The sequence below is a fragment of the Corallococcus exercitus genome, from assembly GCF_003611585.1.
GTDB classification, from domain to species: Bacteria; Myxococcota; Myxococcia; order Myxococcales; family Myxococcaceae; genus Corallococcus; species Corallococcus exercitus.
This window is the reverse complement of record NZ_RAVW01000036.1, coordinates 16,592-35,729: the sequence shown is the minus strand read 5'-3', so window position 1 is coordinate 35,729 and position 19,138 is coordinate 16,592. Positions and strand designations below refer to the sequence as shown.

At 72.3% G+C, this 19,138-nt stretch carries 17 protein-coding genes; 13 read left to right on the top strand and 4 right to left on the bottom strand.

Features of this window, described 5'->3' with window-relative positions; translation table 11 throughout:
* Positions 1–98: 98 nt before the first annotated feature.
* A complete protein-coding gene (locus D7W79_RS07430) occupies positions 99–1,127 on the top strand; it encodes an ROK family protein (protein ID WP_120524636.1) in 1,029 nt (342 codons plus the stop codon).
* Positions 1,128–1,133: 6 nt separating this feature from the next.
* Here the strand turns inward: D7W79_RS07430 and D7W79_RS07425 are convergent, their stop codons facing one another.
* Positions 1,134–2,282 carry an acyltransferase family protein gene (locus D7W79_RS07425; protein ID WP_120524635.1) on the bottom strand — a complete coding sequence of 383 codons (1,149 nt, stop codon included), beginning with the start codon at positions 2,280–2,282 and terminating at the stop codon, positions 1,134–1,136.
* A 142-nt stretch (positions 2,283–2,424) separates the two neighbouring features.
* On the opposite strand from D7W79_RS07425, the gene D7W79_RS07420 reads away from it, so the two are divergent.
* From D7W79_RS07420 to D7W79_RS07390, 7 genes are all read left to right on the top strand, one after another.
* The gene (locus D7W79_RS07420) at positions 2,425–3,594 is read left to right on the top strand and encodes an acyltransferase family protein (protein WP_120524634.1); all 1,170 of its coding nucleotides are present in this window, start codon (positions 2,425–2,427) and stop codon (positions 3,592–3,594) included.
* A 9-nt stretch (positions 3,595–3,603) separates the two neighbouring features.
* Positions 3,604–4,752, top strand: a complete 1,149-nt coding sequence (locus D7W79_RS07415) for a glycosyltransferase family 4 protein (RefSeq protein ID WP_120524633.1) — start codon at positions 3,604–3,606, stop codon at positions 4,750–4,752.
* 88 nt (positions 4,753–4,840) lie between these two features.
* The gene (locus tag D7W79_RS07410; protein WP_120524632.1) at positions 4,841–6,328 is read left to right on the top strand and encodes an MraY family glycosyltransferase; all 1,488 of its coding nucleotides are present in this window, start codon (positions 4,841–4,843) and stop codon (positions 6,326–6,328) included.
* Between the two features lie 4 nt (positions 6,329–6,332).
* Complete coding sequence (locus D7W79_RS07405) at positions 6,333–7,409, top strand: nucleotidyltransferase domain-containing protein (protein WP_120524631.1); 1,077 nt, start codon at positions 6,333–6,335, stop codon at positions 7,407–7,409.
* A gap of 39 nt (positions 7,410–7,448) precedes the next feature.
* On the top strand, positions 7,449–8,420 hold the full coding sequence (locus tag D7W79_RS07400) for a nucleotidyltransferase domain-containing protein (RefSeq protein ID WP_120524630.1): 972 nt from the start codon (positions 7,449–7,451) through the stop codon (positions 8,418–8,420).
* Positions 8,421–8,524: 104 nt separating this feature from the next.
* The gene (locus tag D7W79_RS07395; RefSeq protein WP_120524629.1) at positions 8,525–9,823 is read left to right on the top strand and encodes a UDP-glucose dehydrogenase family protein; all 1,299 of its coding nucleotides are present in this window, start codon (positions 8,525–8,527) and stop codon (positions 9,821–9,823) included.
* Entirely contained in the window at positions 9,824–11,011 is a 1,188-nt protein-coding gene (locus tag D7W79_RS07390; RefSeq protein ID WP_120524628.1) for an acyltransferase family protein, read from the top strand.
* Between the two features lie 107 nt (positions 11,012–11,118).
* Here the strand turns inward: D7W79_RS07390 and D7W79_RS07385 are convergent, their stop codons facing one another.
* Complete coding sequence (locus D7W79_RS07385) at positions 11,119–11,394, bottom strand: hypothetical protein (protein ID WP_120524627.1); 276 nt, start codon at positions 11,392–11,394, stop codon at positions 11,119–11,121.
* 177 nt (positions 11,395–11,571) lie between these two features.
* Between D7W79_RS07385 and D7W79_RS07380 the strand changes: the two genes are divergently transcribed.
* Positions 11,572–14,196 (top strand): O-antigen ligase family protein, encoded by a 2,625-nt coding sequence (locus D7W79_RS07380; protein ID WP_120524626.1) that lies wholly within the window; start codon positions 11,572–11,574, stop codon positions 14,194–14,196.
* A gap of 6 nt (positions 14,197–14,202) precedes the next feature.
* Here the strand turns inward: D7W79_RS07380 and D7W79_RS07375 are convergent, their stop codons facing one another.
* Positions 14,203–14,724 carry an aminoacyl-tRNA deacylase gene (locus D7W79_RS07375; RefSeq protein ID WP_120524625.1) on the bottom strand — a complete coding sequence of 174 codons (522 nt, stop codon included), beginning with the start codon at positions 14,722–14,724 and terminating at the stop codon, positions 14,203–14,205.
* A 133-nt stretch (positions 14,725–14,857) separates the two neighbouring features.
* On the bottom strand, positions 14,858–16,180 hold the full coding sequence (astB, locus tag D7W79_RS07370; RefSeq protein ID WP_120524624.1) for an N-succinylarginine dihydrolase: 1,323 nt from the start codon (positions 16,178–16,180) through the stop codon (positions 14,858–14,860).
* An 18-nt stretch (positions 16,181–16,198) separates the two neighbouring features.
* Here astB and D7W79_RS07365 point away from each other — a divergent pair, with 18 nt between their 5' ends.
* From D7W79_RS07365 to lptB, 4 genes are read left to right on the top strand one after another with little or no spacing between them, the layout of a single operon-like run.
* Positions 16,199–17,152 carry a lysophospholipid acyltransferase family protein gene (locus D7W79_RS07365; RefSeq protein ID WP_120524623.1) on the top strand — a complete coding sequence of 318 codons (954 nt, stop codon included), beginning with the start codon at positions 16,199–16,201 and terminating at the stop codon, positions 17,150–17,152.
* 13 nt (positions 17,153–17,165) lie between these two features.
* Positions 17,166–17,717 (top strand): LPS export ABC transporter periplasmic protein LptC, encoded by a 552-nt coding sequence (gene lptC / locus D7W79_RS07360; protein ID WP_120524639.1) that lies wholly within the window; start codon positions 17,166–17,168, stop codon positions 17,715–17,717.
* Positions 17,714–18,364 carry an LptA/OstA family protein gene (locus D7W79_RS07355; RefSeq protein ID WP_120524622.1) on the top strand — a complete coding sequence of 217 codons (651 nt, stop codon included), beginning with the start codon at positions 17,714–17,716 and terminating at the stop codon, positions 18,362–18,364. Before lptC ends, D7W79_RS07355 begins: the two co-directional genes overlap by 4 nt.
* The gene (lptB, locus tag D7W79_RS07350; RefSeq protein WP_120524621.1) at positions 18,361–19,101 is read left to right on the top strand and encodes an LPS export ABC transporter ATP-binding protein; all 741 of its coding nucleotides are present in this window, start codon (positions 18,361–18,363) and stop codon (positions 19,099–19,101) included. The genes D7W79_RS07355 and lptB overlap by 4 nt, the downstream gene beginning before the upstream one ends.
* The last annotated feature ends 37 nt before the right edge of the window (positions 19,102–19,138 follow it).

Below are 19,138 nucleotides of genomic sequence, written 5' to 3'. Positions count from 1 at the left end.
GCCACGGGGGTGCCCGGCGTGGCGGCTCCGGACACTCCCGCGCTGCGCAGATTGTGCCGCGTGCGGGCAGCAGGGGCCGCGAACCACGGAGTCAAGACATGGCCGAGGCTTCAGCGAAGAACGGGCACGGTGCGGGGAACGGGAAGCCGACCGACAAGGCCCGCATCTGGGGAGGCATCGACCTGGGGGGCACCAAGATCGAAGCCGTCGTCGTGGACGCGCGCGGCGAGGTGCTGGGCCGGGCCCGCCATCCGACGCCCACGACGGGCGGCCCGGGTGAAGTGGTGAAGGAGCTCTACGGCGCGCTGGGCGATGCGGCGCAGGCCGCGGGCATCGAGCCCTCGAAGCTCGCGGGCGTGGGCGTGGGCGCGGCGGGGGCGGTGGACGCGAACAGCGGCACGCTCGCGCACACGAGCAACGTGGCGGGCGGCTGGGACGCGCCGTATCCCCTGGCGTCGGACCTGCGCGACCTGGTGGGCGGCGGCAAGGTGGCGCTGGGCAACGACGTCCAGGTGGCGGTCGCGGCCGAGTACAAGCTGGGCGCGGGCCGCAACTACCGTTCCGTGCTGGGAGTGTGGTGGGGCACGGGCGTGGGCGGCGGCCTGGTGCTCAACGGCGTGCCGTGGCGCGGGCGGGGCTCCGCTGGAGAGATTGGCCACATGGTGGTGAAACCCGACGGCGCGCGCTGTGGCTGCGGCCGGCGCGGTTGCCTGGAGGCCTACGCGGGGCGCGCGTGCATGGAGCGCAAGGCTCGGGCAGCGGCGAAGAAGGGTGAGAAGACCGTCCTCTTCGACATCATGCGCGAGAAGCAGCGCACGCGCCTTTCCAGCGGCATCTGGGCGCGGGCGTTGAAGGAGAAGGATCCGCTGGCAACGCGGCTCATCGACCGGGCCATCGAGATGCTGGGCGTGACCATCGCCTCCGTCATCAACCTGCTGGACGTGGAGGCGGTCGTCATCGGGGGCGGGCTGGGAGCGCGGCTGGCGCCCATGTACCTGGGCCGCATCCAGGACGCCATGCACCCGCACCTGTTCATGACGGAGCGCAAACCCGCGATGCACGTCGCGGAGCTGGGCGACCTGTCCGGCGCCATCGGGGCGGCGCTGCTCGCGGGCCCGCAGATGTGACGTGCTTCAGCCGCTGGTGGTGGGCGCGACGCCCTGGCCCGCTCGCGTGAACCGCGCGAGCAGCCGGTCCCGCAGCCGCAGGCACGGCTGCTCCACCGCGCGGTACGTCACCCAGGACAGCGCCAGGGTCACGGTCAGGAAGGCTCCCAGCACCAGCACCGGAGGGGCCGCCAGGAGCCGCCGCTCGAAGACGCGCACCACGGGGCCGAACCACAGGTAGGCCCCGTAGGAGAGCGCCGACACCTGGTACACGGGCCCGCGCGCCAACGGCGGCAGCTGGACGGACTCCATGGCGACCAGCAATCCGCTGAACCCCACCGTCAGCCCGCTGATGATCCACACGCCGCCCGGCCCATCCAGCCGGGAGCCGAAGGCGCCCAGCATCGCGCCCACGACGGCCAGGCCCAGCGCTCCGCACAGGGCGCGCGGGATGGTGGGCCACCGGCGCCAGGTGTCCGCCGTCTTCGCCAGGAAGACGCCCGCGCACAGCCCGTCCAGGTGCTGGAAGGTGGGCCATTGCAACCGCACCCAGGCCTCCGACGGCTCCAGGCCTTCGGGCAGCGTGGCGCGCACGACGAACCGCAGCAGCAGGCTGAGGCCCGCGGGCAGCAGCCACGCGAAGGCGGGCCACCGGCGCCCGCCCAGGCCGAACGCGGCGAGCGGCAGCAGCAGGTAGAAGTGCTCCTCCACGCACAGCGACCAGCTCTGCTCGAAGTCGCGCGGCAGGGTGAAGTTCTGGAGGAAGAGCGCGTAGTGCCAGCCGCCCCCGACGAACGGCGTGCCGAACGTCCAGGGCTTCAGCGCGTACGCGGCCAGCACGAGGAAGTAGAGCGGCAGCGTGCGCATCCACCGCTTCGTCCAGAAGACGCGCAGGTTCGCGCCCACGCCGCCGGGCTCCTCGGGGCCGAAGACCTGCCGGCCGATGAGGTAGCCCGACAAGACGAAGAACAGATCCACGCCCACCCAACCGTGAGCGAAGCCGGACCGCACCCATCCGGGCAGCGCGTCTCGCGCGTGCGAAGGCGCATGGAACGCGAGCACCGCGAGGATGGCGACGGCCCGCAGCACGTCCAACCCGTCCCGGCGCGAGGGCCGCGCGGGCGCTCGCGGTGGATCCGCCGACGCGGATGCTGGGAGGGAGGGGGAGGACGCCATGGGAGGCTGGCGCATTGTGTCCCATACGCGCTCCAGCGCGGCAATGACCGCGAGGCTGCCCGTCCGCCCGCGAGGCGACCCGGCGTGAACCCGAAGCGGTTGTCGGGCGGGCTCGCGGGGGCGCATACTCAAGGCTTCCCTCATGGCCTCCGCGCCGCGTCCCTCGCTCCCGGCGCTGACCGGTCTTCGCTTCTTCGCCGCGCTCCACGTGGTGGCCTTCCACGTGACGCCGCGAGAGGGTCGGACCGGGTGGCTCGGGGCCTTGCTCGACAACGGCCCCGCGAGCGTCACCCTGTTCTTCATCCTCTCCGGCTTCGTGCTGGCCCAGGCGTACCTGGGAAGCGCATCGCCCGGCCCGGTGTCGCGGCGTGCGTTCTGGGTGGCGCGGCTGGCGCGCATCTACCCCGTGTACCTGCTGGGCCTGGTGTTGGAGGCGCCGCCGTTCTTCCTGGCCGTCCTGCGGCAGGAGGCCGGGTGGACGCTCCCGGCGCTCCAGAGGCTTCTGGGCGTGGGCGCCGCCGTCACGAGCCTGACCCAGGCGTGGATTCCTCCCGTGGCCTGCGCGTGGAACTGCCCGGGCTGGTCGTTGTCCGCGGAGGCCTTCTTCTACCTGCTCTTCCCCGTGCTGGCCGGGCCCCTGGTCCGGCTCGGGGCGAAGGGGCTGGCGTGGGCCGCCGTGTGCCTGACCGCGAGCTCCATGCTGCTGTACGGCCTGTGGTTCACGGGGGCCGGCGGGTGGGCGACCGAGGCCGTGCACCCGGAGACCTGGCTGCGGGTGGGCGAGTACTCGCCGCTGCTCAAGCTGCCGCAGTTCCTGCTGGGCGTGGTGCTGGGACGCGCCTTCGTGCTGCGCCGTCAGGAGTCCATGCCTGGCGCTTCCGGGAGCGGCCTTGTCGCGGCGGGGACCGCGCTGGGACTGCTGTGGGTGTCCTGGCCGGGGCAGACCTGGGCATTCCGGGACGTGCTGCTGACGCCGGTGTTCGCATGGCTCATCTGGACGCTCGCGTGTGGGCACGGGCGGCTCGCGGCCTTCCTGGCGCGGGCTCCGGTGGTCCGCCTGGGCGAAGCCAGCTACGCGCTCTACATCCTCCACGTCCCCCTGGCGTTCTATGCGCGGAGCGCGGAGCGGTGGTCCGGGGCTGCCCTGGAACAACGCGCGCCGTGGGGCTACAGCGCGCTGGCCATCACGTCGTTCGTGCTGGTGGCGTTGGCGGTGCACGCGTGGCTGGAGGAACCCGCGCGGCGCTGGCTCCGGGCCCGTTGGGCGCGGCCCCGCCCGTCACCCCTGACCGCCGCCAGCGGTCTGCTATGAAGCTCGCGCATGCGCGTGCTCCTCGCCATCCATCACCCGCTGTCACAGGACCAGGGCGCGCCCGGCGTGACGCTCGCGCTGGGCCGCGCGCTCCAGGCCCGGGGCTGCACCGTGGACTTCTACAGCTACGGCGACGCGTTCCCCGGCGTGAAGCACTTCACCGCGCTCCACAACCTGCGCTTCCCGTGGATCCTCTCCGCGCATCTCGCCCGCGTGGCGCGCCGTTATGACGTGCTCGACGTCACCACCGGGGACGCGTGGCCCTGGGCACGCCTGGGCCGTCCCGGTGCCCTCCGCCGGCACGCGCTGGTGACGCGCAGCCACGGCCTGGAGCACTCCTTCTCACGGCGGATCCGCGCCGACGCGCGCGCGGGCCGGATGCGCTTGAGCTGGAGATACCCGCTCTACAACGGCGGCTTCCGCCTCTGGGAGGTGGAGCAGACGCTGCGCCTGGCGGACCACACCGTGCTCCTCAACGAAGGCGACGCTGCCTTCGCGCGCGAACAACTGCGCATCCCCGCGGACAAGCTGAGCGTCATCGGCCATGGGCTCGACGCGGCCTTCCACGGGCTGGCCCTCCCGGCGCCGCACCCGGAAGGCCCCTTGCGGCTCGCGATGGTGGGCTCCTTCCTCAAGGCCAAGGGCGTCGATGACGTCATCGCCGCCGTGACCCGGCTGCACGCCCAGGGGCTCTCCTTCACCCTGACCCTCTACGGCACCGGCACCCCCGAGCCCGAGGTCCGCGCCGCCTTCCCCGCGTCCCTCCAACCCCAGCTCCACGTGGTCCCGCGCTACGCGAACGCGACGCTGCCCGGCCTGCTCGCGCGCGAGGAGGTGCTCCTCTTCGCCAGCCGCACGGAGGGCTACGGCATGGCGCTGGTGGAGGCCATGGCCTCCGGGCTCGTGCCCGTCTCCACCCCCGTGGGCGTGGCTCCTTCCGTCGTGCACCCCGGCCGCACGGGTCTGCTCTTCCCCATTGGAGACGTGGACGCACTGGTGGCGGCGGTGCACGAACTGGCGGCGGATGCACCCCGGCGGCAGGAACTGCGGCGCGCGGCCCAGGCCCAGGTGCAGGGACTCACCTGGCCCGACATCGCCGCTCGCACCCTTGCGCTTTACGAAGAAGTCCTGCGTGTCAGGGCTTCTGGCGGCAAGTAGGCAGGCGCGTCGTTTCGAACTTGCGACGCCGGGACGTTGACGCGCTGCTCCGGTGGCCGTCACGATGCGCGGTGGAAGCTCCTCTCGCATGATCACCTTCTTCGTCGCCTTCCTCGTTTCGCTCCTCGTGGCGGTCGTCCTGACCTGGCGCGTGCGCGAGCGCGCGCTGGCGTGGGGCTGGTTGGATCAAGCGAACTCCAGCCGCAAGGTGCACGTGCGGCCCATCCCGCGGCTGGGTGGCATTGGCATCGTGGGGGGCTTCTTCGCGCCGCTGTGCGCGCTGTTCATCGTGGACTCGGGCGTGGGCGACCAGTTCCTCGCGCAGACGGAGCTCATCGTCGGCCTCTTCGTGGGCGGCGCCATCATCGCGGGGCTGGGCTTCTACGACGACCTCAAGGGCGCGGACGCGAAGCTGAAGTTCTCCGTGCAGTTCGCGGTGGCGCTGGGCCTGTACGCGCTGGGCTTCCGCATCGAGGTGCTGGCCAATCCCTTCGGCGCGGAGCTGACGCTGGGGCTGCTCAGCCTGCCCCTGACGGTGCTGTGGGTGGTGGGCGTCATCAACGCGCTCAACCTCATCGACGGGTTGGACGGGCTGGCGGGCGGCGTCGCGTTCTTCGGCGTGGGCACCCACTTCCTGCTCGCGCTGATGCGCGGGGACGTGCTGCTGTGCCTGCTGATGGCGGCGCTCGCGGGCGCCATCCTCGGGTTCCTCGTCTTCAACTTCAACCCGGCCTCCATCTTCATGGGGGACACGGGCAGCATGTTCCTGGGCTTCGTGCTCGCGGCGGTGTCCATCAAGACGTCGTCCAAGAGCGGCACCGCGGTGGCGCTGCTCGTGCCGGTGATGGCGCTGGGCCTGCCCATCATGGACACGCTGCTGGCCATGGTGCGTCGCTCGCTGCTGGGCAGACCCTTGTTCAGCGCGGACAAGGAGCACATCCACCACCGGCTGATGAGCCGCTTCCTGCTGTCGCACCGCACCACCGTGCTGGTGCTCTACGCGCTGTGCACGCTGTTCATGCTCACCGCGCTGGGGCTGCACTTCGCCAACAGCATGCAGAGCGCGCTGCTGCTCAGCGGCATCGGCGTGGTCATCATGGTGCTGATGCGCAAGCTGGGCTACCTGGACGTGCGCCACATGAACGCGGTCCAGCAGACGCGCCAGCGCAACCAGGAGCTGCGCTCGCTGGTGCGCTCCGTCACCGGCGCGGTGCGCGCGGCCGGCTCGTTCCAGGAGGTGTGGAACGCCGTCCGGCCGCTGTCCCAGGGCCTGAGCCTGTCCGTGCTGGAGCTGCGCCTGCGCCGCCCGCATGACGACGTGGGCGGCGGCGTCGTCTTCGAGTCCCAGCAGCCGGACGCCGGCGCCGCGACCGCGCTGGAGGTGCGCCTGGACGTGAAGGAGGAGGAGACCCTCTTCGGCGCCCTGCGCCTGGTGTGGCGCGACGGCCGGGCCGCCATCGACCGCGACGAGGAGCTGGCGCTGGAGGTCGTCGCGGACGCGGTGGCGGAGCGGGTGGAGCAGCTGGTGGCGCTGGAGGCCGCGGCGCCCGAGCGCATCATCGCGCTCAGGCGGTGAGCCCATGACCGCCGCCCCGGCCCTGCTGACCCTGCTCCAGGCCTGGCCGGAAGCGCCGTCCACTCCCGTCCCTTCGGACGCGGGCGCCTGCGACGCGCTGGTGAAGGCCGCCGTGCGCCACGGGCTGGCGGGCTTCGTCGAGCACGCGCTCGCGAAGGCGGGCTGGACGCTGACGCCGGATGCCGGAGCGCTGCTGCATCGCGAGGCCCGGATGAGCGCGGCGCGGGGCATGCGCGTGCGCTCGCTGCTGTCGCGGAGCCTGACGGCGCTGGCGGCGGTGGGCGTGACGCCGGTGTTGCTCAAGGGCTACGGGCTGGCGCGCAGGCTGTACCCGGAGCCGTTGCAGCGCGCGACGAACGACGTGGACCTGCTGGTGCCGCGCGCCCGCGTGCTGTGCTCCGTGCATGCGCTGGAGGGGATGGGCCTCACCACCCAGGCCGGTGACGTGGACCAGGACGACGCGCACCACGTGGAGCTCACCGGCCCCGACGGCATGGTGGAGCTGCACTACCGCGCGCTCGCGGGCTACGGCCAGTCGCTGGAAGGCGACGCGCTGGTGGCGCGGGCCGAGGACGCGACGCTGGACGGCCACCCCGTGCGCTACCTGTGCGCGGAGGACGAGGCCGTGTACCTGTCCCTGCACGCGAGCAACCACCTGCTGCAGCGGCTGGCGTGGCTGTTTGATTTGAAGCTGCTGGCGCGGGCGCACCCGAAGCTCGACTGGGACCGGGTGGTGACGCGCGCACGGCGCACGGGGCTGCCCCACCTGGTCTGGTACGCGTGGGACGCCGCGCACCGGCTGCTGGATGCGCCGGTGCCGCCGTGGGTGCTCAAGGCGCTGGCGCCCCCCCGGTGGCAGCGCGCGCTGGCGACGCGGCTGTTCTCCGGACCCCGGCTGATGGGGGCGGACCTGGCGCGCAGCAAGCCGGCGTGGATTGCCGCGAAGCTGGCCCTGGCCCCCCGGGCCCGGCCCATGGTGCGGTACGCGCTGCGGCGGCTGCGGGGGCTCAGGCCTCCTCCCGGGACCGGCGCGGAGCCAGGGGCGCCAAGGCCCGTCCGCTCGCCTGCTGGAAGACGGTGATTGCGGCGGGCAGGCCCGGCCCATTAAAGGTGCCGCACCATGGCGCCCAGCCTCCTCGACACCTTCCGGGTCCTGTCCTCCTTCGAGCCTCCGCGCGGAAAGCTCCGGGGCGCGCCGTGGGAGGCCTATGTCGACTGGGCCATCTCCCAAGGGCTGGCGCCGCTGGCGGCGTACAACCTGGAGTACCGGATGGGCGGGGGCGAGGCGCCGGAGTGGGCCCGCGACCGGCTGATGGCCATCTACACCGGCTCCGTGAACGACAACGTCATGAAGCTGGTCCACTTCAAGCGCATCGTGGATCAGCTGGAGGGCCGCAAGCTGCTCCTGCTGGGCGGCGCGGCCTTCGCGGAGGCGCTCTATCCGCACGTGGGCTTCCGGCCCGTGCTGGACATCCAGGTGCTGGTGCGCCGCATGGACGTGGACGGCTTCGCCGGCTATCTGTCCAACCACGAGTTCGTCCCGGAGCCGGACACGGGCAACACGGGCGCGGCGCGCATCGTGTCCGACGGCCGCACCCCCATCCACCTCTACGCGGACGTGCTGGGCGCGAACCGACGTGAGCAGTTGGCCGGCATCTTCGAGCGCGCCCGACCCATGAAGGTCTACGGACAGTCCGTCTTCCGCCCGGAGCTGGAGGACGTGCTGTTGCTCACCGCGCTGGACCAGGCTCACCACGGGTATGACGTGCCGTGGCTGTCGTTCGTGGACCTGCGCGAGCTCATCACCGGCGCCACCTGGATGGGCGGCGTGTACTCGCGCCCGCTGGACGTGCCGGCGCTCCTGTCGCGCGCGGAGGCGTTCGGCCTGGAGCGCGCCCTCTACACGTCGCTGGCCATCGTGGCGCGGCTGTTCCCGGACGCGGAGGCCCAGGCCACCGCCGCCTTCCCGCCGCTGCGCCGCGCGACGCGTGAGCTGCTGGACAGGGGGGTGGTGGGTCCGGTGAGCACCCCTGGACGTTCGTCCGCCCTGCGGGGCGTGGACAGACTGCGGCGCCTCCTCACAGGGCGATAAGCCTGTCTGGTTGCTCTGCGTCCTGCGCCCCCGGGCTTTCTTTCGGTGCGCGGGTCGGCGTATGAGTTCATGACGCCACCTGTCGAAACCAGGACACTTAAAGAATGCGCATTGCCATTATCGGATCGGGCTACGTCGGACTCGTCGCGGGCACCTGCTTCGCGGACTCGGGCAACGACGTCGCGTGCGTGGACATCGACGAGCGGAAGATCCGCATGCTCCAGGATGGACAGGTTCCCATCTACGAGCCGGGTCTGGAGGAGCTCATCAAGAAGAACGTGAAGGAGCAGCGCCTCACGTTCACCACGAACCTGGCGGAGGGCGTGGCGAACGCCCAGGCCGTGTTCATCGCGGTGGGCACGCCCGAGGGTGAGAGCGGCGAGGCCGACCTCCAGTACGTGCTCGCGGCGGCGCAGGCGGTGGGCCGCGCGATGAAGCAGTACACGGTGGTGGTGGACAAGAGCACCGTGCCGGTGGGCACCGCGGACAAGGTTCGCGACGCCATCGCCAAGGTGACGAACGTGGAGTTCGACGTCGTCTCCAACCCGGAGTTCCTCAAGGAAGGCGCCGCGCTGGACGACTTCTTCAAGCCGGACCGCGTCGTCATTGGCGCGGACACCGAGCGGGCGCGGAAGATCATGGGTGAGCTCTACGCGCCGTTCGTGCGCACGGAGAACCCCATCCTGTTCATGGACACGCGCTCCGCGGAGCTGACGAAGTACGCGGCCAACGCGATGCTCGCGACGCGCATCTCGTTCATGAACGACATCTCCGCGCTCTGCGAGAAGGTGGGCGCGGACGTGGACTTCGTGCGCAAGGGCCTGGGCGCGGACAAGCGCATCGGCTACCCGTTCCTCTTCCCGGGCGTGGGCTACGGCGGCTCCTGCTTCCCCAAGGACGTGAAGGCGCTCGTCACCACGGCGCGTGAGTACGGCCTGGAGCTGGACCTGCTGCGCGCGGTGGAGCGCACCAACGAGCGCCAGAAGAAGCTGCTCGTGAACAAGGCCGTGAAGCACTACGGGTCGCTGGAGGGCAAGAAGTTCGGCGTCTGGGGCCTGGCGTTCAAGCCGAAGACGGACGACATGCGCGAGGCGCCGTCCATCGAGGTCATCGAGGGCCTCATCGGCAAGGGCGCGACGGTGATTGCCCATGACCCGGTGTCCTCGCACGCGGCCAGGCGCGTCTTCGGCGACCGCATCCGCTACGCGGAGCTGCCGTACGACGCGCTGGAGGGCGTGGACGGCCTGTTCGTGGTGACGGAGTGGAACGAGTTCCGCCACCCGGACTTCGACCGCATGAAGAAGCTGATGAAGTCGCCGGTTGTCTTCGACGGCCGCAACATCTTCCAGCCCGCGCGCATGCGTGAGCAGGGCTTCACCTACTTCGGCATCGGTCGCAAGTAGATGAAGCAGCAGTCCGGAGGTTCGCTGGATGCACTGACGGGGCTGCGCTTCCTGGCGGCCCTGCACGTCGTGTTGTTCCACTTCGGCACCCCGTGCCTCAAGGGTGTGGCGCCGGAGTGGATGGTGCAGGTGGTGGCCTCCGGCTATGCGTCCGTGGGGGTCTTCTTCCTCCTGTCCGGCTTCGTGCTCGCGTACAACTACGTGGACACGGCCGGCGGGATGCAGACCCCGCCCCGGGCGTTCTGGAGCGCGCGCGTGGCGCGCGTGTATCCGGTGTTCCTCCTGATGTTCCTGTTGTCGGCGGTGTCCACGGCGCAGGGCTCGCTGGCGGCGAACTCGCTGCCCGTGGCTGCGGCGAAGCTGGGCACGGCGGGGCTCACCACGCTGATGCTGCTCCAGTCCTGGGTGCCGAAGCTGGCGCTGTACTGGAACCCGCCGTCCTGGTCCGTGTCGGTGGAGGCGTTCTTCTACGCCGTGTTCCCCGCGCTGGCCGGGCGGCTGGAGCGCTTCCGGGGCGCGCGCATGGCGGCGGCCCTGGTGGGCGTGTGGATGTTGGGCCTGCTGCCGCCGGTGCTCTACCTGGTGCTGCGGCCGGACGGGCCGGGCACGCTGGACGCGGCGTTCGGTGGCATGTGGCTGGCGGTGGTGAAGTTCAACCCGCTGGTGCGCCTGCCGGAGTTCCTGATGGGCGTGCTCCTGGGGCTCGTCTTCGTGCGGGAGCGGGCGGCGGCGACGCCCCGGCGCTCCGGCGCGGTGATGGCGCTGGCGGGCGCGGCGCTGCTGGTCGCGGGCTTCTCGCAGGGCGCGTGGATCCCGTATCCGCTGATGCACAACGCGCTGCTGGCGCCCGCGTCGGCGCTGCTGGTGTACGGGCTGGCGCGCGGCGGGGGGCCGCTGGGGCAGGTGCTGGCGCGGCCGTGGCTGGTGCACCTGGGCGGGGCCAGCTACGCGCTGTACCTGCTCCAGTACCCCGTCAGCGAGCTGGTGCACTGGATGGAGAAGCACGTGGACCTGTCGTCGCCCACGCGCTTCCTGGCGGTGCTGCTGGTGTTGCTGGTGCCCGCGTCGGTGGCGGTCCACCGGTGGGTGGAGACGCCGTGGCGCTCGCGGGTGAAGCGCGGGCTCCAGCCGTGGGTGGATGGCACTCCCGCGCAGCCAGCTCCGGCGCCCGTGGCTCCGGGCGCGTAGTTCTTCGCGGGGTGTTCCGGGCGCCGTCCCTTCAGCGGACGGTGCTCAGCGAGCGAGGTCGTGGGCCCTTCGAGGTCACGAAGGTCGAGCCTCGCGACCGCGCGGCTTCAGCGGGCGAGGCCGCAGGCCTTCTTGCCTTCCTCGGTCTCGATGGCGCGGCAGTCGCAGCTCTCGAGCTTCGCCTCGCAGGCAACCTCGTCCTCGGCGGTGGGCTCCACGCGGCCCTCCTCGTCGGCGGCGCGCTGCTGGCAGGCCTGCTTCTCCACCGAGTTCAAGGCGCACTCGCAGAGCTTCTCGGACAGCTCGCGGCAACTGCTCTTGCACGCGGTGAGTCCGGAGAGGGAGGCGCAGAGGACGGCGGCGGTGAGCAGGAAGCGACGCATGGGGTCGGGCGAAGATGCCAGATGGGTCCCCGGATGCAAGCGGTGTCCGGGGGGCACGTTCATTCGACGGCCCGGGACCGCCGCGCCCGGGGAGGAGGCGTCCAGGCGACGCGCCACCTGCCCGAGGGGGCGGGCCACGGAGGCCCGCGAGGAGCGTGACATACTCCCGCGCCTCGCATGGCTCCTGGCTCCCACCGCGTCTCCCGGTACACCGTCTTCGCGGAAGTGGCCCTCGCGGCGCTGGTGGTGCTGGGCCCGGTGGCGCTCGGCGGCGCGGCGCATTGGGTGTCCTGGCCGCTGGGCGTGCTGTCCGGAGCCGCCGCGGTGCTGGCCTTCGTGGGGGCGCGGCGGCAGGGGGAGACTCCGCGCGTGCCGCTCCTGGCTGCTCCGCTCGTCGGCGGCGTGGTGCTGTGCCTGTCGCAGCTCGTGCCGCTGCCACCCGGCGTGCTCGCATGGGTGAGCCCGGAGGCCGCGGCGCTGCGCGAGGACGTGCTCGTGCCGCTGGGACTCACGGGCTGGCGGCCGGTGTCGCTGGAGCCTTCGGCCACCTGGCGTGAGCTGGCGAAGCACCTGGCCTACCTGCTGACGTTCGTCGCGGCGGTGCAGGTGTGCCGGGCGCGGGCGTCGCGGCAGCGGTTGCTCGCGGTGCTGGCGTTCACGGGCGCGGGCGTCGCGGCGGTGGGGCTGGGACACGCGCTGTTCGGCGTGGAGACGCTCTTCGGCCTGCGGGCGTACGTGCATGCGCGGCCGCCGCTGGTGACGCCATTCGGAAACCCCAACCACCTCGCGGGCTTCCTGGGGCTGTGCTCGACGGTGGCGGTGGGGCTCGCGCTGTCGAAGCAGCCGCGTTCACGCGCGTGGCCCTACGCGATGGCGGCGCTCGTCTCCGGCGCGGGCGTGCTGCTGTCGCTGTCGCGCGCGGGCATCGTGTTCTTCGTCTTCGGGCAGGTGCTGCTCGCCGCGTGGTTGATGAAGCAGCGGCGCGAGGCGCGCACTCCCGCGAGGCCCGCGTGGGGACGGGGCGCGGCGGTGCTGCTGGGACTGCTGGCGACGCTGTCCGTGGGCGCGTACCTGGCGGCGGATCAGCTGTGGGCGGAGGCGCGCACCGTGGACGGCGTGGAGTCCCTGCGCCGGGGCAAGCTGGAGCCCTGGCCGATGATGGCCCGCGCGGCCCGTGCCTTCCCGGTGCTGGGCATGGGGCGCGGCGCGTTCGAGGCCGCCTTCCCGCGCTACCAGACCGAGCCCAACCCCAACACCTTCACGCACCCGGAGAACGCGGTGTTGCAGGTGGCGGCGGAGTGGGGCGTGCCGGGGTTGCTGCTGCTGGGGCTGGGCCTCTGGGCCTTCGTGCGGCGCGTGCGGCGCGAGGACCACGGGCCGGTGGAGCTGGCGGTGCTGTCCGGCGTGGCGGCGCTGGCGCTGCACAACCTCTTCGACTTCAGCCTGGAGCTGCCCGCGTGCGCGGTCGCGGTCGCGGTGGTGCTGGGCGCGGTGGCCCGGCCCCGTGAGGCGGAGCGCATGGCCATGCGGCGCACGAAGACGGGGGCACTGCCCGCCGTCCCCGCGCTGGCGCTGGCGGCGGGACTCACCGTCGTGATGCTCATCGCGCTGGTGCCGGGGCGCCGGAGGATGGCGGACGCGGAGGCGCTGCTGGCGGAGCGCGTGTCTGCCCGGGCGCCGGGCGCGGAGGTGCGAGCGCTGGGACTCCAGCTCATCGACGTGCACCCGGCGGACTACCTGCTGTACCGGCTGATGGCGATGGGCTTCGTGTCGAACGGCGCGGCGGGCGCGAAGGACGCGTTGGCCTTCGTCAATCACACGCTGTACCTGCGGCCCCTGGATGCGCCCGCGCACCGCGTGGCCGCGCGCGCCCTGCTGCACCTGGGCCGGCGCGAGCAGGCCTTCCTGGAGTACCGGCTCGCGCACGAGGCCGGGGACACGCGCGTGTTGATCAGCGAGGCCATGCCCCGGGCCCGCACGGTCGAGGAGCTGAAGACCCTCACGCCCGAAGCGCCCGGAGAGGTGGTGGAGCTGGCGCAGGCGCTGGTTGGCGAGCCCTCCCGTCGCGCGCTGGGACTCGAGTGGCTTGCCTGGGCGCGCGAGCACTTCGAGGGCCGGCCCGAAGCCACCGCGCTGTGGATGCAGGAAGCGCGCGGACGGCTGGCCCGGCGGGAGCTTCCCGAGGTGGAGGCGGCCTGCGTGGAGGTGGAGCGTCGCGCTCCGGACGCGCTGGCCACGCACCTGCTGCGCGCGGAGGTGTGGCGTGCGCAGGGCAAGCACGCGGAGGCGCTCCAGTCCCTGGAGGCGCTCGTGAAGCGCTTCCCCCACGACGTGGAGCTGGCCTTCACGCTGTCCACGCGGCAGCAGGAGGCCGGGCTCATGCGAAGGTCCCGGGACACGCTGGCAGCGGTGGCGCCGTACCTGACCGACCTGCGTCAGCGCGCGCGCCTGCTGTCACTGGAGGCGGACAGCTTCGAGAAAGAAGGACTGCTGGCCCGCGCGCTGGAGCAGCGCCGCTCGGTCGTGGGGCTGCTGCCCGGTCCGGAGAGCCACTTCGCGGTGGCCCGGTTGCAGGAGCTGCTGTCGCGCTACGACGCGGCGGCGCGCTCGGTGCACGAGGGCTTGAGGCTCATGCCGCTCGAGGACGCGCGGCGCGCCGAGGGTGAGGCCTGGGCGGCGCGGCTGGAGGCCCGCGAGCGTGCGCTGCAGGACGCACACAAGGGGGCGCTGCTGGAGGACGCGAAGGCGCGGGAGCTGGACACGCCGGGTTCACCGGCGGTCAGCGACGCTCCCTCGCCTTAGACGGCGTCAGGCCGACGCGCCTGAGTCCTCCATCGGCGTTCCGTACTCCTCCTTCTCTCGCGAGACCGGCTGGATGAAGGTCGCGACCAGCGGCCACTCCAGGCGTGCGAAGTCCTGGAAGCGCATCTCCAGGGCCTCCTCGTGGGAACCGGCGCGGAACAGCAGCCGCTCGTTGACGCTCAGGGATTCGTCTATCGCGACGGGCAGGCCGTACAGCTCGCCGAAGGGAGGCTCGGCGCCCGTCTCGCAGTCAGGGAAGTGGTCGACGAACTCGGATTCAGCGGCGAGCCGCGCGGTGCGGACGCCCAGCGTGTGGCGGATCTGCCGCAGGTCCACGGTCGTCATCGCGGGCACGACGACGATCCACGGCTGCCGGTCGGCCAGCACGATGACGGACTTGGCCACACGCCAGCCAGGCACGTTGAGGGCGTCCGCGAGCTCCATCGCGCTCACCGCCCGGGCGTGGGCGTACCGCTCGAAGGGAACGCGATGACGCCGCAGGTAGCTTTGGATGGCTTTCGGGATCATGGGGGACATCACCTCCTCGTGGTTCAAGGTGTGTCCGGACGACGCGGGCGGCCATTCGCCACCCGAACGGGGCGGCCGTGACTGCCTGCCCTCGTCCGGTGCGACGGAGGGCAGGCAGGCGGACGACACAACGTCACTGCTGGAAGTCGTACACGCTTCCCAGCTTGAGCAGGCGCGTCAGCTCGTCGAGTGCGGTCATCGTCTCGCGCGCGAGCTGCGGATCCCTTACGTCCTCCGGCTTGAGCACGTCGCGGTAGTGCTTGCGCACCCACGCCGCGAGTCCCTCATGCAGGGCAGGCGAGTAGAAGACGTCCGCGGTGATGGCGGCGCGCTCCGCGTCCGTGAGCGAGATGCGCTGACGCAGGCACGCCGGGCCGCCGCCGTTGTTCATGGACTGTCGAACGTCCAGGTAGTGCACCGCCTTCACCGGGTTGTCCCCGGCGACGACGCGCTCCAGGAAGGCGCGGGCGGTGGGCGTCTCGCGGCTCTCGATGGGCGCGATGATGGCCATGGTGCCATCCGGCAGCGACAGCACCTGCGAGTTGAACGGGTACGCGCGCACCGCGTCCTTCACCGGCAGCTCCGCGTCCGTGGCGACCTCGAAGCGGAAGGCGTCCCCCAGCTTCTCGCGCAGCGTCTGGAGGAGCTTCGGGTGCTCCACGAACGCCAGCGCGTGCAGCATGAGGAAGCGCTCGTTGCCTACCGCGAGCACGTCCGTGTGGAACGCGCCCGCGTCGATGCCGTCCGGGTGCTGCTGCGGCAGGAGCACCTGCTCCGGGGCCAGCTGGTGCAGCCGCGCCAGGGCCTGACTGGACTCCAGCGTCTGGCGCGCGGGGAAGCGCTGCGGCCCCTTCACGTCCTGCCACGCGCTGCGTCCCCAGGCGAGCACGTGCACGGCCTTGTGCCCCGGCGTGAAGAGGCGCGTGTGGTTGGCCGCGCCCTCGTCCGCGAAGTGGGAGGCGCCCGGCAGCGGCGCGTGCACCTGGAAGTGCTTCGGGTCCGCGAAGATGGCGCGCAGCACCGCGTGCGTGGTGTCCGCCTCGATGGCGCGGTGGAACATCTGCGTGAGGTTCGCGGGCGTCAGGTGCACCCGGCCGTCCGCGGTGTCCGCCGACGGCGCCACCGTGGCCGCGTTCGCCGTCCACATGGCGGAGGCGCTGGAGGTGAGGCGCAGCAGGTGCTCCGCGTCGCGAGCGGCGCGGGTGATGACCTCCTCGTCGGAGCCCGTGAAGCCCAGCGTCCGCAGGGTGCGCAGGGACGGGCGCGGCTGGGGCGGCAGCACCGCCTGGCCCACGCCCAGCTCCGACACGAAGCGCATCTTCTCCAGCCCCTGGAGCGCCGCCTCCCGGGGGTGGCTGGGCTGGCCGCCGTGGTGCTGTGACGCCAGGTTGCCCGGCGAGAGGCCGGCGTAATTGTGGGTCGGGCCAATGAGGCCGTCGAAGTTGTATTCGCGCATGGGATATGGAGACGCGTCGTGGAGCGTCCCCCTTTAACAAAGCGCCTCAAGCGTTACCTGCGCTACCTGCTCATCGCCGGGATGTTGCGCCTGCTCCAGTTCCTGCCGCTGGGGACGGCCCGCGCCCTGGGCATGACGCTGGGCGGCTGGGCCTACGCCCTCGCGGGCGGGGAGCGGCGCAAGGCCCTCAAGTCGCTGGCCCGCGCCTTCCCGGACCGGACCGACGCCGAGCGTGACGCACTCGCCCGTGACGCCTTCCGCCACCTGGCCGCGGCCGCCCTGGAGGTGGCCTCCTCGCGCGCGCTGGAGGCCGGGCTGGAGTCCCTGGTGTCCTGGCCGGACGAGGACCGCCGGGTGCTGGAGGCCGCGCTGGCCAAGGGGAAGGGCATCGTCTTCGTGTCCGGCCACGTGGGCAACTGGGAGCTGCTCGCCCGGCGCGTGGCGAGGGCGGGCTACCCCAGCCAGAGCATCGCCAAGGAGACCAGCGACCCGCGCCTCACCGCGCTGGTGGAGGACTTCCGGGCGAAGGGCGGGGTGCGCAGCATCTGGCGCGGCCAGGAGGGCGCGGCCCGGGCCATGCTCCGCGCGCTCCGGAGCGGCGAAATCCTGGGCATCCTCATCGACCAGGACACCAAGGTGCAGTCCGTCTTCGTGCCCTTCTTCGGGGAGCTGGCGGCCACCCCGCGCGCGGCGGCGGACCTGGCGCTGCGCACCGGCGCGGCGGTGGTGGTGGGCTTCTGCCAGCGCGACGGCGAGGGCTACCGGCTCACCATGGAGGAGGTACCGCACCCGGACGCGACCGAGCGTGAAGCGGCCGTGCAGGCCCTCACCGCCGCCCTGTCGCAGCGCATCGAGGCGGCCATCCGCCGCGCCCCCGAACAGTGGGTGTGGATGCATCAGCGCTGGAAGACGCGTCCTCCCCAGGACGTTCCCCCGGCCCTTGCCGGCGCCCCGTCCGCCCCGGCGCGGTGATAAGGAGGGCCTCGTGCCGCGCCTGCTTGCCTTGAGCTTCCTGGGTCTCCTCGCCACCGCCTGCGCGCCGCGCCGGCCGGCCCCGGGCGCCGCGAACGAGCCGCGCCCGGACGTGGTGCTGGAGGGCGCGCACCTGCGCTCCTACGAGGGCGACACGCTCCAGGTCTCCGGCACCGCCTCGCGCGTCCTCTACCGGCGCGCGGGCGGCGAGGTGCAGGCCACCGACGTTGTCGTACGCCTGCCCCCGGGGAAGGGCGCGCAGGGCTCGGCCGGCCGCCCGCCGGAGGGCACCACCATCACCGCGCCGAATATGGACGGAAGCCTCGCGTCCAAGACGTGGGTGGGCACCGGCGGCGTCGTCGTGCGGACGGGAGAGGGGCTGGTGGCCAACACCCCCCGGCTTACCTACAACTCCGACTCGCGGCAGGCCCACGGCGAGGAGGGCGTGACGATGAAGGGCCCCGACTACCAGATGCGCGCGGACCGCTTCACGCTGTCCGCCGCGGACCAGACGTTCACCTTCGAGGGCACGGTCCAAGCCGTGCTGGGTGGAGCGACGGAGTGATTGAGTTCCTCGTGATGGCGCTGTTCCTGGCCCAGCCCACGTCCCCGCAGGCTGTCGCGCAGGCCACCCCGGCGGCCCCCGCGGCGAAGCCCGGTGCCACTCCGGCCGCGCCCGCCGCGAAGCCCGGTGCCGCCACGCCGCCCGCGCCCGCCGCGAGCACTCCGGCCGCGCCTCCGCCCGCGCCGGGCACGTCGCTGGCGCCCGTGGGCCTGCGCAACCCGGTGGACCTGTCCGCGGACCACGTCACCGGCGACCGCAACCAGGCGGTGCTCACCGGCAACGTGGTGGTGAAGCACCAGACCATGGACATCCGCTGCGACAAGATGACCGGCTACTACAACGCCACCCGCCAGGTGACGCGCGTGGTGTGCGCCGGCAACGTGCGCGCCGTGGACGGCGACCGGCAGGCCCGGGGCGAGCGCGCGGACTACGACGTGCCCTCGGGCGTGCTGGTGGTGACGGGCTCCCCGGAGGCCCGCCAGGGCAACACCTACCTCACCGGCACCAAGGTGCGCCTCATCCTGGGCAACGAGCGCCTGGAGGTGGAGAACGCCCGCATCCTCGTGGACTCCCCGTCCACCACCGCCGTCCCCGGCACCCGCAAGAAGGCCCCCGCGCCCAAGCCGCCGGCGGGCACGACGCCATGAGCGGCGCGAAGCTGTATGCCGAAGGGCTCCAGAAGTCCTTTCGCAAGCGCCAGGTGGTCCGCGACGTGTCCTTCAACGTCGCCCCCGGTGAAGTCGTGGGCCTGCTGGGCCCCAACGGCGCCGGCAAGACGACGAGCTTCAACATGGTCGTGGGGCTGGTGACGCCGGACGCGGGCCGGGTGCGCGTGGGCGACGAGGACCTCACCCACCTGCCCATGCACCGCCGCGCCCGCCGGGGCGTGGGCTACCTGCCGCAGGAGGCCTCCGTCTTCCGCAAGCTCACGGTGCGCGAGAACTTCCTCGCCGTGCTGGAGCTCCAGAAGGGGCTCACCGCCCAGGACCGCAAGCAGCGCGCGGACACCCTCCTGGAGGAGTTCGGCCTCTCCCACGTCGCCGAGTCCTGGGGCGAGACGCTCTCCGGCGGCGAGCGGCGGCGCGCGGAGATTGCCCGCAGCCTCATCCCCGCCCCCCGCTTCATCCTCTTCGACGAGCCCTTCGCCGGCGTGGACCCCATCAACGTGGGCGACCTCCAGCGTCAGATCCACCTCCTGCGGGAGCGGGGCCTGGGCATCCTCATCACCGACCACAACGTCCAGGACACCCTGGGCATCTGTGACCGGGCCTACATCATCGCACAGGGTCAGATTCTCGAGGAGGGCACCCCCGCGCAGATCGCCGGCTCGGCCCGCGCGAGGGCCGTCTACCTGGGAGACCGGTTCCGTCTCCAGGCTCCGTGAAAAGCCGTCCTCCCCGTATGTCTCCAGATGCTCCGGG